Origin of the sequence: Sodalis sp. RH20 (genome assembly GCF_047324205.1) — a bacterium.
Lineage (GTDB): Bacteria > Pseudomonadota > Gammaproteobacteria > Enterobacterales > Enterobacteriaceae > Acerihabitans.
The window spans coordinates 5,666,259-5,682,092 of the sequence record NZ_CP178733.1 but is presented as its reverse complement, the minus strand read 5'-3'; the positions used below and the strand labels follow the sequence as shown (position 1 = coordinate 5,682,092).

General features: G+C 56.5%; 13 protein-coding genes. 5 read left to right on the top strand and 8 right to left on the bottom strand.

The genetic code is table 11. The features are described from left to right. The first annotated feature begins 4 nt into the window (after positions 1-4). The 3 genes from ACL2XM_RS25965 (at position 5) to ACL2XM_RS25955 (ending at position 3,144) form a co-directional block, all read left to right on the top strand. Entirely contained in the window at positions 5-715 is a 711-nt protein-coding gene (locus tag ACL2XM_RS25965; protein ID WP_413727667.1) for a response regulator transcription factor, read from the top strand. Further along, the gene (locus ACL2XM_RS25960) at positions 708-2,090 is read left to right on the top strand and encodes a sensor histidine kinase (RefSeq protein ID WP_413731918.1); all 1,383 of its coding nucleotides are present in this window, start codon (positions 708-710) and stop codon (positions 2,088-2,090) included. Before ACL2XM_RS25965 ends, ACL2XM_RS25960 begins: the two co-directional genes overlap by 8 nt. Positions 2,091-2,508: 418 nt before the next feature. Continuing rightward, on the top strand, positions 2,509-3,144 hold the full coding sequence (locus tag ACL2XM_RS25955; RefSeq protein WP_410013499.1) for a transglycosylase SLT domain-containing protein: 636 nt from the start codon (positions 2,509-2,511) through the stop codon (positions 3,142-3,144). Here the strand turns inward: ACL2XM_RS25955 and ACL2XM_RS25950 are convergent. After that, complete coding sequence (locus ACL2XM_RS25950) at positions 3,141-4,100, bottom strand: LysR family transcriptional regulator (RefSeq protein WP_410013498.1); 960 nt, start codon at positions 4,098-4,100, stop codon at positions 3,141-3,143. The genes ACL2XM_RS25955 and ACL2XM_RS25950 overlap by 4 nt on opposite strands. A gap of 82 nt (positions 4,101-4,182) precedes the next feature. Between ACL2XM_RS25950 and ACL2XM_RS25945 the strand changes: the two genes are divergently transcribed. Then, positions 4,183-5,184, top strand: coding sequence for an MBL fold metallo-hydrolase (locus tag ACL2XM_RS25945; RefSeq protein WP_413731917.1), 1,002 nt, complete (start codon positions 4,183-4,185; stop codon positions 5,182-5,184). A 22-nt stretch (positions 5,185-5,206) separates the two neighbouring features. Here ACL2XM_RS25945 and ACL2XM_RS25940 read toward each other — a convergent pair whose 3' ends face one another. Beyond that, a complete protein-coding gene (locus ACL2XM_RS25940; RefSeq protein WP_410013496.1) occupies positions 5,207-6,115 on the bottom strand; it encodes a LysR substrate-binding domain-containing protein in 909 nt (302 codons plus the stop codon). A gap of 103 nt (positions 6,116-6,218) precedes the next feature. On the opposite strand from ACL2XM_RS25940, the gene ACL2XM_RS25935 reads away from it, so the two are divergent. Then, entirely contained in the window at positions 6,219-7,286 is a 1,068-nt protein-coding gene (locus tag ACL2XM_RS25935; RefSeq protein WP_410013495.1) for an SDR family oxidoreductase, read from the top strand. Positions 7,287-7,308: 22 nt separating this feature from the next. Here ACL2XM_RS25935 and ACL2XM_RS25930 read toward each other — a convergent pair whose 3' ends face one another. From ACL2XM_RS25930 to ACL2XM_RS25905, 6 genes are all read right to left on the bottom strand, one after another. Then, on the bottom strand, positions 7,309-8,274 hold the full coding sequence (locus ACL2XM_RS25930) for a D-2-hydroxyacid dehydrogenase family protein (RefSeq protein WP_413729416.1): 966 nt from the start codon (positions 8,272-8,274) through the stop codon (positions 7,309-7,311). Between the two features lie 59 nt (positions 8,275-8,333). Continuing rightward, positions 8,334-9,944 (bottom strand): methyl-accepting chemotaxis protein, encoded by a 1,611-nt coding sequence (locus ACL2XM_RS25925; protein WP_410013493.1) that lies wholly within the window; start codon positions 9,942-9,944, stop codon positions 8,334-8,336. A 305-nt stretch (positions 9,945-10,249) separates the two neighbouring features. After that, positions 10,250-11,917, bottom strand: a complete 1,668-nt coding sequence (locus ACL2XM_RS25920; RefSeq protein ID WP_413721468.1) for a methyl-accepting chemotaxis protein — start codon at positions 11,915-11,917, stop codon at positions 10,250-10,252. A 444-nt stretch (positions 11,918-12,361) separates the two neighbouring features. Further along, positions 12,362-13,408: a pyridoxal-phosphate dependent enzyme gene (locus tag ACL2XM_RS25915; protein WP_413721469.1), complete on the bottom strand. Its 1,047-nt coding sequence runs from the start codon at positions 13,406-13,408 to the stop codon at positions 12,362-12,364. A gap of 162 nt (positions 13,409-13,570) precedes the next feature. Further along, positions 13,571-14,614, bottom strand: coding sequence for an iron-containing alcohol dehydrogenase (locus ACL2XM_RS25910; RefSeq protein ID WP_413727659.1), 1,044 nt, complete (start codon positions 14,612-14,614; stop codon positions 13,571-13,573). A 165-nt stretch (positions 14,615-14,779) separates the two neighbouring features. Further along, on the bottom strand, positions 14,780-15,826 hold the full coding sequence (locus tag ACL2XM_RS25905; protein ID WP_413729414.1) for a DMT family transporter: 1,047 nt from the start codon (positions 15,824-15,826) through the stop codon (positions 14,780-14,782). Between the last annotated feature and the right edge of the window lie 8 nt (positions 15,827-15,834).

The following is a 15,834-nucleotide window of genomic DNA, read 5'->3' as shown; positions in this document are numbered from 1 at the left end:
CGACATGGCGCGTATCGCACTTATCGAGGATAACGAGCGTCTGGCGGCCATGATCGGTCAGGCGCTGTCCGGTGCCGGGGTGGAAACCGATTTTTTTTATACCCTGTCGCAGGCGAAATACGGCGTAAAGCAGGCTGATTATGCCGTGCTTATCATCGATCGCGGCTTGCCCGACGGCGACGGATTGGATTTTTTAAGGGAGTTGCGGGCCACGGGATATATGACGCCCTGCCTGATCCTGACCGCCCGGGATGCCTTGCACGATAGGGTCGACGGACTGGAAAGCGGCGCGGACGATTACGTTACCAAACCGTTCGCCATGAGCGAACTGGTCGCGCGCATCCGAACGCTGATGCGGCGGCCGGCTGAAACCGCCGGCCTGGTATACGCCTTCGCCGATATTACCCTTGATCCCCGGGAACCGACGCTGTACGGCGCAACGCAGTCCGTTTTGCTCGCCCCCACCGAGCTGCAAATATTGCTGGCGTTGCTTAAGGCGGGCGGGCAGACGGTGCGTCATGCATCACTGGAACACGCGGCATGGGGATTAGGGGAAGCGGTCACGCCGAATGCGCTGGAAGTCACCGTTCACCGGCTACGTAAAAAAATGTCCACCGCGGGCGTGGCCGCCCAAATCGTAAATGTCCGTGGCGTCGGCTTCGCCCTGGCCGTGAGGACGGCCTCCCGCGATGACGGCGGGCTTGGCTATGCTTAAGAAATTTCTCCGTGCGCAATGGATCCGTTACTGGACATATAGCCTGTCGGCAAGATTATGGCTGACCAGCATTGCGGTCCTGGCGGTCAGCCTGTCGTTTATCGCGGCGCTTTACCTCTACGCGTTAAATCAGTTTCCCCGGGAAATGTGGCAGAAAGATAATAACCAAAAAAACGCGCTGCGGGTTTCCGCCGGCTTGCAATACAACGAACTGGGCATGCCCGTCTCCGCCAGGCTGGATGAACAAACGGCCTGGCTATTCGCTATCGCCCCCACCGAAGTGATGTATCGCGTGTTTGATAACCACGGCACCATGATGCTCAGCAGTGGGAAAGACAACAGCGGCCTGGCATGGGGCAAGGGCCGGCTGGCGGATCTGGCGGATTCCCATCAGCGCGTGACCATCAACGGCAGGCCATTTGATGTAATAACGCTTGCAACCGATCACGGGGGAAGGCGCTTTTACGTGCAGACCGCGACCAGCGACGTCTTCGGGGAAAATGTGGCGAATATGAAATTCGCGCCGCTGCCGGAGATCATCGCCTGGAGCATATTAATCGCGACCATCGCGTTCGGCCTGGCATTCCCCTTTACCATACGCCGTGTGCTCTATCCCCTGAAAGTGGCCTCCGAGGCCGCCATGTCGATCACGCCCGCTAATTTGCAGACACGCTTAAACGATCGTGATATTCCCAGTGAAATCAAGCCGCTGATTGTCGCTTTTAACGCCGCCCTGGCGCGACTGGAAACGGGTTTTATCGCCCAGCAGGATTTCCTCGGCGCCGCGGCGCACGAGCTGCAAACTCCGCTCACGTTACTGCGGGGACAAATTGAGCTGCAGCCCGAAATCGAAAATAAAAACCTGCTGTATCGGGAAATCGATCTGATGGCGCGTCAGGTCCGCCAGCTATTGCACCTGGCGGAGGTGAGCGAATCGCAGAACTATAGCTTTGGCGAGGTGGACCGGCTTGCCGTAATGCGCGACGTGGCATCCTATCTGGACCGCAAGGCCGCGGGCAACCGTATCACGTTGCGCCTGTGGCTGCCGGATACCCTGCCGCCGATACACGCGGATAAAAGCGCGCTGTTTATCTTGCTGAAAAACATCGTCGAGAATGCCATCCACTACTCCCCGCCCGGCGGTACCGTTGATATTCTGGCCGACGCCGCCTCCATCCAGGTCTCGGACAACGGGCCGGGCCTTAAAGCCGATGAAGCGCCGCGGGTGTTTGACCGGTTCTGGCGCGCGCCCGGCGCGGTACATGGCGGTACGGGACTGGGACTGGCCATCTGCAAAGAGATTGCCGTCGCCCATCACTGGCAGCTTGATGTCAAAGCCCTGCAGCAGGGCAGCCGATTTATTTTGCGGTTCTGACTCTTATGGCGCGGCAATATCCTGCCGGCGCCGGCAGGCGGCAAAATATCGCAGCGCATGTCGCGCTAAGATAAAAATAGAAATGAAAAATCGGTATAACCTGCGTTATTTACTTAATATCGACAGTTAAATTATACTGACATCGTTGTCGTATTTGGGGCCAGTCGCGTTATTTGGGCGGCAACGGCGATGCCGCGCGCTATTTGAGCGCGGCGTTACCCTTATATTTTTTTGAATATTTAAATATAATTTTAGGATGCATCTTAGAGACAAGGGAATATTCCAGCCGGAATCCCGCGCAATCTAACGAAACGGCGAGAAAAAATGCAATTTGCCTCGCATCACTGAAAAAAAATATTCAGAACTGGCGCAAACCTGTATATGCTGAGGGTCGCTCCCGTCGCCTGAGGCATACTGCGTGAAATTAAACTCCCTTTTCCTGATAGCGGGTTTGCTGTTGGCCGGGTGTGCCAAACAACCCACAGAGCGGCCTGTCGCCATCGTTACTCCCCCCCAGCCGCAGCAAATGTTGCCGCAGTCAGCGCCCAAGGGAATCTATGGCGGCTATATCCACGACTCCGCCAGCATTTACGGCGTCGATGAAACGCTGGTGAAAGCCATTATTCAGGTAGAGTCGGGTTATAATCCCAGCGTAATCAGCAAATCCAACGCCGTCGGGCTTATGCAGCTTAAGGCGTCTACCGCCGGACGCGATGCCTATCGGTTAAAAGGCCGCTACGGCCAGCCGAGCGTCCGTGATTTAAAAGACCCCGCCACGAATATTGATCTGGGCACGGCCTATATCAGCATCCTGCAACGGCAGTTATCCGGCATCCACAACCCCGAGACGCTGCGTTACGCCATCGCGGTCGCCTACGTTAACGGCGCGGGCGCCCTGCTGCGCTCGTTCTCAAGCGATCGGGACTACGCCATAAACAGAATCAACCAACTGACGCCGGAACAGTTCTACCAGCACATCCAGGAAAAACATCCCCAGCCGCAGGCGCCGCGATACCTGTGGAAGGTAAAAAACGCCTATCTGGCGATGCGCTAAGACTCTAAGTGCTTTGTCTCCGCGGTGTGCTGCGCCGCATTATTTCCCGCTATAGCGCTTATCTGCCCCGCAAGCCAGCGGCGGCCTGCATCGGCGTCATTTCTGCCATGCCATAACAGCGACAGGTCAAATCCCGGCAGCGCCAACGGCGGCGGACTGGCGCAAAAAGCGACATTGCGCATCCACGCCTGCGCCAATGCTTGCGGTACCGTGGTCAGCACCGGCGTATTCTGTAATATCCCCGGCAATGAAGAGAAGTGCGGCGTGGTATAACTGATGCGCCGTTCCATGCCCTTTTCCGCCAGCATATCGTCCGCCACGCTGCGCGCCCTGGAGCGATAGGTCACCAGCAGATGTTCATATCGCAAGTAATTCTCAAGGGAAAGCGGGGCGGGCAGCGGCAGCTGACGCGGATGCCATAATACCAGGAATTCCTGGGATAACAGCTTCTCCCGCCGTAGCCAGGGGGCCTGGTCGCTGGTGACTGAAACCACCATATCCACCTCGTGCTGCTCAAGAAAAGCCGGGTCCTCAAAGGGCGTGGTGGCGATAACGTTGATACGAATAGCCGGCGCGTGCGTCCTGAGCTGTTTCAACAGCGGCGGCATCAGCCAAATCTCTACCCAATCCGTCATTCCCAGAGTGAATGTCCGCTGGCTCGCGCCGGGGATAAACTCATCGGAATTAAATAAAATCGACTGGATCTGTTCAAAGTGCGGCGCAAACCGCCGGGCCAGGAAATCCGCCCTGGCGGTGGGTTGCATCCCCTGGGCGGTACGGATAAACAGCGCATCGTCAAATAACGCCCGCAGCCGGGCCAGGGCGCTGCTGACCGCCGGTTGCCCCAGGAAAAGCTTCTGCGCGGCCAGTGAAACGCTGCGCTCCCGGTACAGTACCAGGAAAGTAATCAGCAGATTCAAATCCACACCACGAAAATCATTTTCGTTGATATTCATAATTACTCCAATCAATTTGATCAATACTATCGCCGACCAGATACTTTAGCCATTGATTTATGTCGTTTAAAAATGGAAGGTAATGATGAAAAGAGTCAACAAGGTCAAGGTCGCCGCCGTCTTTATGCTTGCTACGGCGCTCTCACCCGCCCTGGCGCTGGTGCCCGCCGCCGCGACCCCGGTGGCGCAGCAAAAACACCAGGCTCCGGGCTTTTATCGTATGATGCTGGGCAAGTTTGAAATCACCGCCGTTTCCGACGGCACCGTCACCATCCCCCTGGACAAGCTGTTGCTGGACATCACCCCCGCCATGCTCAAACAGCGCCTGGCCGATGAAGATATGTCCGCCAATGTGGAAACGTCCATTAACGCCTATGTCATCAACACCGGCAGCAACCTGATACTCGTCGATACCGGTTCCGGCCCGCTGTTTGGCAACAATGGCGGACGTCTGCTGGAAAACCTGCGCGCTGCCGGTTATCCGGCGGAAAAGATAGATACCGTCTTGTTAACCCATATTCACGCGGATCATTCGGGCGGATTGGTGCATAACGGCCAGTACGCTTTCCCCAATGCCACCGTTTGGGTTAATCAGCGGGATGTCGACTTTTGGCTGAATCCCAGGAATATCGGCCAGGTGCGGGAGAGTGAAAAGCATACCTTCGCGGAATCCGCGGCCTCCTTCCGCCCGGTAATCGCCGCGGGAAAATTAAAAACCTTCACCGGTCAAACCCAGCTGTTTCCCGGCATAAACGCCATCCCCGCCCCGGGCCATACGCCGGGCCACACGCTTTATATGATAGAAAGCGCCGGCCAGAAGCTGTTGATCTGGGGCGATACCATTCATTCATCCGCCGTGCAATTTCCCGATCCGGACACGACGATTACCTATGACTGGGACAAGACGCAGGCGGCCGAATCCAGGAAAGCCATTCTGGAGGAGGCGGTAAAAAATGACTATTTGATTGCCGCCGACCATATTGCTTTTCCCGGCCTGGGCCATGTGAAATACCGGGATAGGACGGGCGATCGGCGGGGTTACCGGTGGGTGCCGGTTAATTACAGCCTGGCGGGATTAGAATAACCGCGGCACGCGCGCGCATGCCTTAGCGGATGCGCAGCTGCCCGGCGAAAGTTCGCAACAATAAATCGATCTTGGGGGTCAGTTGCTTATTTTTCGGCCAGGTAATATGCAAAGGCAGGCCGTCGACCACGGCCTCGGGCAGGACAGGCACCAGTTTGCCCTCATCAAGGCTTTTGCTCACCAGCCAGGTGGCTATTTGCGCCAGGCCCGCCCCCGCCTCGAGGGCCGCCACCTGCGCTTCGCTGTCGCTGACCATCATATGATGCGCGATCTCAAGCCCCCTGGTCCGCCCCCCCTCCGCCGGCAATAACCAGCGCGCCCCCGCGCCATCGCTTTTACCATAGACCACGCAATCATGATCGCTTAACGCCTTCACGGTGAGCGGTACGCCCCGGGATTTCAGATAAGCGGGCGCGGCGCAGAAAATCAGGCGTTCGGTGCCCAGGTAGCGGGAGCCGATCGCCGGCGGCAAATCGCCAACGCCGCCGATACGCACCGCGACATCCACGCCCTCGTCAACCAAATCGACAAAACGATCGGTAAAGGTGATATGGGGCCGCAGATGGGTATGCCGCCGGAAAAACGCGATCAATATCGGCATCACGATAAGGCGGCCGAACGAGGCCGGCAGATCGATACGCAGCCGGCCCATGGGCGTATGGGCATGGGACGCCAATACCGCCTGGGCATCGGCCAGGTCGTTCAATACCCGGGTACAGGTGGCGAAAAACGCCTGTCCGGCATCGGTCAGGACCAACCGGCGCGTAGTGCGCTCAAACAGCCGTGTGTCCAGGCGTTGTTCAAGGCGCGCCACGCTTTTACCCACCGCGGAACTGGTGAGGTTCAGCTGTTCGGCGGCGGCGGCGAAGCTGCCGTACCTGGCGGTGTAAACAAACGCGCTCAGGCCCTTCAGACGTTCCGTGGGATGCATATTATCAGGGATAAAAATTCTCGAATGGAAGGAAACAATAGCCGGGATAAGAATTAAATTCCAGTCTAAGCTGAAGACCTGGAATGATAATGGGAGATAAGCTATGCAACATCGTGCCTTAATCGTCGGCGTTAGCGGCATTATCGGCAGCGCGCTGGCAGTGAAATTATTGCACAGTGGGTGGCGGGTCTACGGTTTATCCCGTGGCCGCACGCCGGTGCCGGAAGGCTGCGAAGCCATCGTTGCCGACCTCACCGACGGGCAGTCCGTGGCGGCGGCGTTGAAAGATCTTGCGGTCGATCGCGTGTTTTTCACCGCCTGGTCGCGTCAGGCTACGGAAAAAGAAAATATCCGCGTGAACGGCGCCATGGTCAGTCATGTCCTGGATGCGCTGGGCGCCTCTATGGCAGGCGGCCATGCCGCGCTGGTCACCGGGCTGAAACATTACCTCGGTCCCTTTGAGGCTTATGCCACCGGCGCGGTCCCCGTCACGCCCTTTCGCGAAGAACAGGGGCGGCTGCCGGTGGACAATTTTTATTACGCCCAGGAAGATCGCCTGTTCGCCGCGGCCAAACGCCATGGCTTCACCTGGAGCGTCCATCGCCCGCATACCATCGTTGGTTATGCCATCGGCAATGCCATGAATATGGGGGTAACGCTGGCGGTTTATGCCACGCTGTGCAAATACACCGGCCAGCCGTTTATTTTCCCGGGTTCCGCCATGCAATGGCACGGCCTGACCGATATGACCGATTCCCGGCTGCTGGCCAGTCACCTGGAATGGGCCGCCACCCATGACCAGGGGAAAAACCAGGATTTTAACGTCGTAAACGGCGATATCTTCCGCTGGCGGTGGATGTGGTCGCAGATAGCCGATTATTTTGGCGTGTCGCCGGCGCCGTTCCCCGGCCAGGCGTCACCGCTTGGCGAGCGCATGCAGGACGCGCCGGCGCAGTGGACGGACATTGCCGCGCGCTTTGGCCTGCGCGAGGCCAATATCGATAACCTGGTCTCCTGGTGGCATACCGACGCCGACCTCGGCCGGCCGATGGAAATCGTGACCGATATGAGCAAAAGCCGTAAGGCCGGTTTTACCGGCTACCAGGATACCCGCGACAGCTTTATCGACCTGTTTGACCGTCTGAAAGCCGAGCGTATTATCCCGGCGTAACCGCCAGATCCCGGCGGCCCGGTTATGCCAGCAGCCGGATAGGCCGGCCGGCGTGCCAGGCCAGGATATCCTCGATCATATCGCTGAAGAACACCTGGTAGCTTTCACGGGTTACGTAGCCGATATGCGGCGTCGCCAGGACATTATCCATGGCGCGAAACGGATGCGCCGCCGGCAGCGGTTCCTGGTCAAAGACATCCAGGGCCGCGCCGGCGATGCGCCGTTCGTGCAGCGCGGCAATCAGCGCCGCCTCATCAATTATCGGTCCGCGCGCGGTGTTGACCACATACGCCGTGGGTTTCATCAGCGCCAGCGATGGCGCGTCCACCATTGCGCGGGTGCGCCCGCTCAATACCAGATGGACGGATAAGACATCCGCCTGTGCAAACAGCGTTGCTTTATCAACATAGGTCACACCTGATTCGGCCGCCCGCTCAGCCGTCAGGTTTTCACTCCAGGCGATAGTCTCCATGCCGAAGGCCTGCGCATAGCGGGCCACCTTCCGGCCTATCTTGCCCAACCCCAGGATACCGAGCGTGCGGCCGTGCAGGCTGGTGCCCAGCCCCTGCTGCCAGCCGCCCGACCTCAACGCAGTCGCCTCCGCCAGCAGGTTGCGGGTAAGCGCCATAATCAACGCCCAGGTCAGTTCGGGGGCGGCATAGGGATTGCCGTCGGTGCCGGCGACGCTTATGCCCAGCTCTCCGGCGGCGGCAATATCAATCGCGGCATTTTTCATGCCGCTGGTCACCAGCAGCTTTAACTGCGGCAACTGCATCATGAGCGCGCGGTCAAAACGGGTCCGTTCACGCATGGCGCAGATAACGTCATAGCATTGCAGCCGTGCGGCCAACGCCGCGGTATCGGCGGGGAACTCGTGCAAAAATGTCACGTCGCCGACCGGCGTCAGCGCCGACCAGTCCACGACCTGACCGGCGACGGATTGCCAGTCGTCGATAACCGCAATACGTACAGGGGATAATTGGCTCATTTTATTCCTCGCAGTGGCACAAAGGATGGCAGGAAAATATCATCGGCTTTTCCGGCCGGTCATGCCAGCGCGAACTTACTGACGCTTTGCCGCAAACGTTGGGAATGGCCGATAAGCGCATCGGATGCTTTGGCGCACGCCAGGGTCAGCAGATTGCTTTGCGCGATTTGATCGTTGAGCTGTTTAATTTCACCGGCGATGGTATTCACCCCTTCGCTTTGCGACGCGGCATTGCGCTGCAGTTCATCCAATAACAATGCCACCCCCTGCACCGCCTGGACAATATCGTGGTATACCCGGTCCAACGCTTTTACCCGGCTGAAACCGCTGTCGATGTGCCGGTGGGTGGATTGGATCAGCATATCGATATCACGCGTCGACCCACCGCTTTTTTGCGACAACAGGCTCATTTCCCGCGCCACCACTGAAAATGTGCGGCCGTTTATCCCTGAGTGGGCCGCTTCGATGGCCGCGTTCAACGACAACAGTTTGGTTTGCATGGAGATGCCGTCGAGGAAGGTCACGATGCCGGCTATTTTTTCCGACTCCGCCACGATCTCATGCATTTTTTTATCAACCTCCGTCACCATCTCGCCACAGCGCCGGGTCAACGCCTCCGCATCACTCATATGACGTGTGGCATTACCGGCGAACTGCGCTCCGGTTTCCGCTTCCTGCGCCACATGGTTTAACCGCTCGCCGATAGTTTGAAAAGCCTGGGTCTGGTGCCGGTTATGCTGGCTGACGCGCTGGTTATGACTGGCGATGTCGCCGGCGCCCTGCATCACAAGGGAAGATATTTCATTGATTTCATTGACGATATGTTGCAAGCCCAGTTGCATCTGGCCGATACCTTGATTCAGATCCACGATCTCCCGCGACTGCCAGCGGGAGGCCGTCATAGGTTCGCTGAGGTTGCCGGTGGCAATCTGCGCCATATGGCGCAGGGCGTGGTCGAGAGGCATGATAACGGCATAGGACAGGGCCAGGCCGGCTAGCGCCAGCAAACCTGCCAGCAACACCGAGATACCTAGCGACAGGCTGCGACCGGTGGTCAGCGAGGATAATATCGCTTGGTTAAAGCGCCCGGCTTCGGCGGTATCCTGGCTTAGCCGCTGATAAAACGCCGTGTTGAATTGTTCCTGAAACGCCTGGATGGGCACCATGAAAAACGAATCGATATTATCCGCGCGCAGTCCCTTTAACTGCTCATTCAGCCCGTCAAACACCAGGGCGAAATTCTGGCGCAGAGCGGCGTCGTTATCCTGCGCGCCATCCAGCTTTTGATAATCGGCAAAAAAGGACTGAGCCGCTTTTAGCGCTGTGTCGGCGCTGTCGGCCAAGGCCTGCCAACTGCCGACGGAGCCGCTTTGTTTATCCTGCATAAAATAAACGCCGGCGCGATTGATATTATCGCTGGCGGTCAATAATTCTATACGGGATTTATTCATTAACGCCTGACGTTCCGTCATGGCGTGGGCGGTGGTGATATTGCTTTTCATATGGGTGACCAACTGAGAAAGCAACGCGATAGAGAGGCATTGCAACAGACAAAACAGCAACAGGAACAGGACAAACCCGCCGCGCAGGCTGGTCATCCATTGCGGCGCGTCGATGCGCGGTAATCGCCATCTGCGGCCCTTGAAACCACCTTGACCAATAACCAACATGATTTTATCCATCATAAATAAAATGCAGTATTCGACGGCTTGATGTCAGTGATGTTACAGCGGGGCAATCGGGGCGGTAAAAAACCGTATCCCCGGCGCTAAGTCAAATAAGCGGCAGGATATGCGGCATGGATAACGCAATGGATAATGCAATAGGACGGTCTTGATCCGCGGCGTTCGCAACGCGCGCGCCGGGGGTTAAGGGGCGAAGAGAGGGGAGATCGTCTGGCGGCGGGACGGTGGGCGCCTAGCGGCGGCCGACACTTTTCCGGCAGCCACCAGGCGTTATTCAAAAAGGATTGACGTTAAAATGTTTCCCAATTTTCGTTAAGTTTTTCCCGGCCAGCCGGCGTTTTTAATCCGTCCTTTGGCGCCGCGGCGGAAGACGATATCGAAGTATCCGTTTTCAGCAATCGCCCCGCCGCCGGCAATTGAAATACCGACACGGTTTCCGTCAGCAAACGGGCCTGCTCTTCCAACGATGCCGCCGCCGCCGCGGATTCCTGCACCAGCGCCGCGTTTTGCTGGGTTACCCCGTCCATTTCCGCCACCGCGGTGCTGACCTGGCTGATGCCCCGGCTCTGTTCTTCCGAGGCCGAGGAGATCTCGCTCATTAAATCCGTCACGCGGTTTACCGCCTGCACAATACTGTGCATGGTCTCGCCGGCGCGCGAGGCTTGCACGGACCCCGTGCTTACCCGTTCAACCGACTCCGCAATCAGCCCTTCAATTTCTTTCGCCGCCTGGGCGCTACGTTGGGCCAGACTGCGCACTTCGCCCGCCACCACGGCGAATCCACGACCCTGTTCCCCCGCCCTGGCCGCCTCCACCGCGGCGTTTAACGCCAGGATATTCGTCTGGAAGGCAATGCCGTTGATGACGCCGGTGATATCGGCAATTTTTTTCGAACTGGTGGTGATGCTGCTCATCGTGGCCACCACCTCATCGACGATTTCGCCGCCTTTTTTAGCGGTATTGGAAGCATCCTGTACCATTTTATTGGCCTGGAACACATTTTCCGTATTTTGCTTAACCGTCGCGCTTAGCTGCTCCATGCTCGCGGCACTCTCTTCCAGGGCCGCCGCCTGTTGCTCGGTGCGCGAGGAAAGATCGGTATTGCCCCGGCTGATTTCCCCCGCGCCCTGGTAAATGGAGGCGGAACCGTCGCGAATGGCGGAGACCGTGCGGATCAGGTTCTGTTGCATTTCCTGCAAATAGGGGAATAGCAGGCCCACATTGTTACGGCCGAACACGGCGATGGTATCGCCCAAATGTCCGCCGGAAAGGGTGTGCAGCTGTACTTTAAACCGTTCCAGCGGCTTAATCATGCAGTTGACAAGATAGCGGTCGGTCAGGACCAGGATGATAAGTCCGGCCACGATGGCCGCAATCAATATTTTTTTGCACCAATCGACCACCACCGCCACCTGCAGCGCGCCTGCCTGCGACATGGCCTCGCTTTTGAATTTTTCCGCCGCCGCGCCGAAAGCCTGGCTGAACGGCGGTGATTGCGTCCGGTATATGCGGCGGTATTCATCCATATTTTTCGCCTGGGCCGCCTGCAATAAAGGCTCCATTCCCTGATTAATAAGCTTGGTCCAGCTGCTGATGATGTTTTCAGTTACCGCGGGGTCAATAGAGGGATGTTGCCGCGCTTTGAACTCATCAAGCGCCGCTTTGGTGCTCTGCATGGCGGTAATAGCCGTCGCCAGTACCTTATCGGCATCCCCTATTTCGCCAGTCTGGACATAATCCATGGCCCGCGACAGGCGCGTAACGGTGCGAAAATACTGGTCGTTGCCGTGGGTGACAATATCAATGTCTTTCTTCTGATCTTCACTGACTGCTAATAGATGGTTTACCTGATTCAGCGAGGACAGGGTAAATGCGGAAACCCCACCCCACAGTACCATAAAAAAACCAAGTGTTATTAAGAGTATAACTCGAATACTGGTATTTTTTAGAACACGCATAGGTACTGCTCCTGTTAATTATTTCTATGCTGGCTTGTGCGCATATGTTTGGCATGCATGGAGGATGGGGGAAGCGTAAGAACATTTATTGCACCATTCATGCCCAGCCCAAACTGGAAATGATTTTTGCGCGCCGATCTGTCCGTTTAATGAAATCAAATATTGTCCACACCCTGTGAAACGACTTATCTGAGATACAATGGTTATCGGCAAACGTTAACAAAGCTTGATAGAAGATGAAGAAAAAAAGATCAAAAACAGACAGTTAGCTAGGCGTGTACTCGGCTGTTAATAAATAAGGGTTTTAGGGGTTTTTTTCCCCTTTAATTTCACGAAAAAAATATACGTATTATCTTATATGAGCCGCTAATGGGCGGCGGCATTGGGCATATTCAGCGCAAATACCGCCAATGTAATCCCGGTATAATTTGCCGGTGATGATCCTTACAGCATAACGCCCGCCCGGTCCGAACGGTTTGCGTTAGTGAAAAAAACCTCGCCCTTTTCACGGTCGCTGTCGCTACCCGCATCGGCAAACAGCGTTACCACCTGTTGATCGGGACCCAGCGTTTGCGCCAGGCGGCAAGCGCTCTTCCAGTTAGCCGCCGATGAGGCGCCGATGCGTATGCCGGTCAGGTGATAAAATTCATACATTGCCGCCAGCGACTCTTGCCAGCCAATCAGGCTAAACGGCAGCACGTCGAGCTGCATGCGGCTGATAAACGGCTGGCGGAAACCAAAGCCCATGCCGCCGGCACCGGCAAATTTATCCCGGCCGTTAGGCGGAGCCAGGGTGCCGAAAGGCAATTCCCTTGGCGTGGTGCCCTGCACTTTTAGCGCCGGATTATCCTGCGCCAGCGCGGCGTATACCCCGGATAAGGTCCCGCCGGTGCCCACCGCCGCCACCCAGCCGCCGGCCTTGTCGCCGCGCAGCTGACGGCGGATTTCCTGGCCGGTGCCGTGTTGATGTACGGCGACATTCACCAGGTTCCGGTGTTGGGCAAGCAGGGTCCAGCCGGGGTCCGCCAGCGCAATTTCCTCGGCGCGGGCCATTAATCCCAGCAGGAAATACCGGGAGTCCACCAGGGTCAGCCCGGCGTTGGCTTCCCGCAAGGCCTTAACCAATACCTCCGGCGAGGAGTCCGGGATAACCAAATGCACGGCGATATCGCACATATTGCCCAGCATCGCCAGCGCGCGGCCCATATTACCGCCGGAAGCATCAAGCAGCTTCAGCGGTCCCTGGTGAAAATCGTGCTTGTTTACCGCCTCGCAGAACATGCCAAACGCGGTGCGGTCCTTGACCGATCCGAAGGGATTTTCAAACTCCAGCTTCGCCATTATGCTGGCGCCGCCCTCAGGACCGGGTACCGGCATCAACGTGGTATTGCCCAAGGCTGCATGAAAAGAGGACAGTTGGGGAAACATATCCAGTGCCTTAGAGGGATCCGGCGCACGATCAATATCGTTGAATAATTCCAGGTTCATCATCGTTCCTTGAAAGAATCTATTATGCGGGAGCATAATTATCCTATGATTAACATCATGATCAATAAAGAATTATTCAATAAGTTATTTTTCTCGGCTCCCCTTTGCCGCCTGGTTATTTCATATAAAAGCGGCCAATATCGTCTCTGTCTGGCGCGACGCTGGCTATTTTATCTCAGTGAGAATGCTCTTTATAAATATGTCGGATATGGCATTATTGTATTTATCGCCAAAGGTATTCTCCCATAGGCAGGTCAAACTATCCCGGGTCGCATTCATTACCGATAATATTTTTTGTCGATCCGCGCTGGGGCCGGCGTTAATCTTATAATCCACCGCATATTGGCGACAAAATGCAAAAGCGACCTGGGCGTATTGGTCAAAAAAAAACCTCAGGTGGCCGAGCGCCACTAAATTGGCCTTCGAATGGCAAATGCCCATGGCATTTGATACGCCATACGATAATGCATGGACCGCGCCTAACGATCCGCCAAGTAATGAAAAAGCGCTGGTATAATTGGCATAATAAGCTAATTGGCACCATTTGCTATCCTGCGGATGGTAGCCGCTTTTGATGATTTCATTAAAGATCGAAATGACGTTACGGCAGGCGGTGCGCGACGCATGCGACCCTTTAATACCCTCCAGGCATTCCATGGCATGAATGTAGCCGTTCAGCAGCACGGGGATGCCGGTTTCCGCGCTTACCGAGGCAAAGAAGCGGGGATCCACCAGCGCGACTTCCGGCCTGAGGTAAGGTGAAGTCAGGTTCTGCTTGTAGCCGTCGCCGCTTAATACCGCGGATGCGCTAAACTCCGCCGCCGTGCCGGGTATCGTGGGGGCGACAATAATCGGCAATCCTGGACGGATAACCGTATCCTGGTCGCACAGCTTTTCCACATCACCGCCGTTGGTTAATGTTATGGCGATGGCCTTGCCGAGATCCATGGTTGAGCCGCCGCCAACGGCAATGATATTTTCGGTTCGTGGATAATTATTTACCGCTGCATTCACATCTTCCATGGTCGGTTCCCTGGTCACCAACAGGATATTCTTTCGTTTTAGCAGGCTGATGGTTTCTTTAATAATTTCATGGTTAACAACATTTACGTCAATTAATATTAAAGCATTATTTATGATATTTTTAGAGAAGTAAGTCTGTAGCATACCGGCGGACATTAATACATTTGTGGTAATATTCAGATTCATTACACACCTCTTCACCTATGACAATGAGTGTACTTACCATTTCTAAATTATATTTATTCCTTATTCTACCGTTTGTTTTTAAAACCCATGGGCAATAAACTCTACTCTTATAAATATTTTTTTATTTTAATTAGTTCATTACGAGTTAATCGGCACGACATAAAATTAATGATCGTGGCGGTGATGGGCGTCGGGGAAATGCGGATGGGAATGGGCCATGGGGTCATGTCGATGCCAATGCCGGTGAACGGTTCCCGGTGCCGGCGTTTCCTCATGCGAATGTTGATGATGCTCATCATGGCGGTGTTCATGATCGTGCGCCATGGGCGCGTGGACATGAGGATGCTGATGACGCTCGGTAAGGTGCAACCCGATGCCCAACGCCATCAGCGCCCCGGCGGCAAGCATTTGCAGCGTCAGCGTATCGCCGAGGACGACGGCCAGCGCGGCGCCGAAAAACGGCGCCACGGAAAAATACGCGCCGGTGCGGGCGGTGCCGAGCTGGCGCAGGCCGACCACAAACAGCGCCAGGCTGACGCCGTAGGCCAGGAACCCGAGCGTCAGGGCCCCTGCCGCCTCGGGCCAGCTGGGGAAGGCCACGCCGGCGGCAAAGGCCAGCGACAGATTCACCAGACCTGCCGCCAACCCTTTTACGGCGGCGATCCAGGTCGCGTCGGTTAAAGAAACCTTGCGGGTAAGGTTATTATCGATACCCCAGGCGAAACACGCGCCCAAAATGGCAAGCGCAGGCCACAGACCGGCAAATCGGGCCTCGCCCGGCCAGCTCAGCACCACGGCGCCGGCCACGATCGCCGCCATGCCCAATGCAATGCGGCGATCGACATTCTCTTTAAAGGCAAACCATGCCAGCAATGAGGTGAAGACCCCCTCGGCATTGATCAGCAGGGACGCGCCCGAGGCGGGCATGGCGGCAAGCCCCAGCATCAGCAACACCGGGCCGATAACGCCGCCGGTGATAATGGCGCCGGCAAACCACGGCACTTCCGCCCGCGGCATACTGATCCTGGGCGCGCGCCTGATAAACCGGTACAGCGTCAGCCCCAGCCCGGAACCCAGGTAAAGCAATCCCGCCAGCAGCCAGGGGTTGACGCTGGTTAACAGTAATTTCGCCAGGGGCGTTCCCGCGCCGAATAATATCGCGGCACCCAGCGCCGCCAGTACGCCGGGATGGCGCAGCCCATTTTGCATCATGACCCCGA

Bases quoted from the DNA above. Each gene is read 5' to 3' on its own strand.
- ACL2XM_RS25965 (WP_413727667.1), top strand. From the start codon at position 5: ATGGCGCGTATCGCACTTATCGAGGATAACGAGCGTCTGGCGGCCATG.
- ACL2XM_RS25960 (WP_413731918.1), top strand. From the start codon at position 708: ATGCTTAAGAAATTTCTCCGTGCGCAATGGATCCGTTACTGGACATAT.
- ACL2XM_RS25950 (WP_410013498.1), bottom strand. From the start codon at position 4,100: ATGAATATCAACGAAAATGATTTTCGTGGTGTGGATTTGAATCTGCTG.
- ACL2XM_RS25945 (WP_413731917.1), top strand. From the start codon at position 4,183: ATGATGAAAAGAGTCAACAAGGTCAAGGTCGCCGCCGTCTTTATGCTT.
- ACL2XM_RS25940 (WP_410013496.1), bottom strand. From the start codon at position 6,115: ATGCATCCCACGGAACGTCTGAAGGGCCTGAGCGCGTTTGTTTACACC.
- ACL2XM_RS25935 (WP_410013495.1), top strand. From the start codon at position 6,219: ATGCAACATCGTGCCTTAATCGTCGGCGTTAGCGGCATTATCGGCAGC.
- ACL2XM_RS25930 (WP_413729416.1), bottom strand. From the start codon at position 8,274: ATGAGCCAATTATCCCCTGTACGTATTGCGGTTATCGACGACTGGCAA.
- ACL2XM_RS25925 (WP_410013493.1), bottom strand. From the start codon at position 9,944: ATGTTGGTTATTGGTCAAGGTGGTTTCAAGGGCCGCAGATGGCGATTA.
- ACL2XM_RS25920 (WP_413721468.1), bottom strand. From the start codon at position 11,917: ATGCGTGTTCTAAAAAATACCAGTATTCGAGTTATACTCTTAATAACA.
- ACL2XM_RS25915 (WP_413721469.1), bottom strand. From the start codon at position 13,408: ATGATGAACCTGGAATTATTCAACGATATTGATCGTGCGCCGGATCCC.
- ACL2XM_RS25910 (WP_413727659.1), bottom strand. From the start codon at position 14,614: ATGAATCTGAATATTACCACAAATGTATTAATGTCCGCCGGTATGCTA.
- ACL2XM_RS25905 (WP_413729414.1), bottom strand. From the start codon at position 15,826: ATGATGCAAAATGGGCTGCGCCATCCCGGCGTACTGGCGGCGCTGGGT.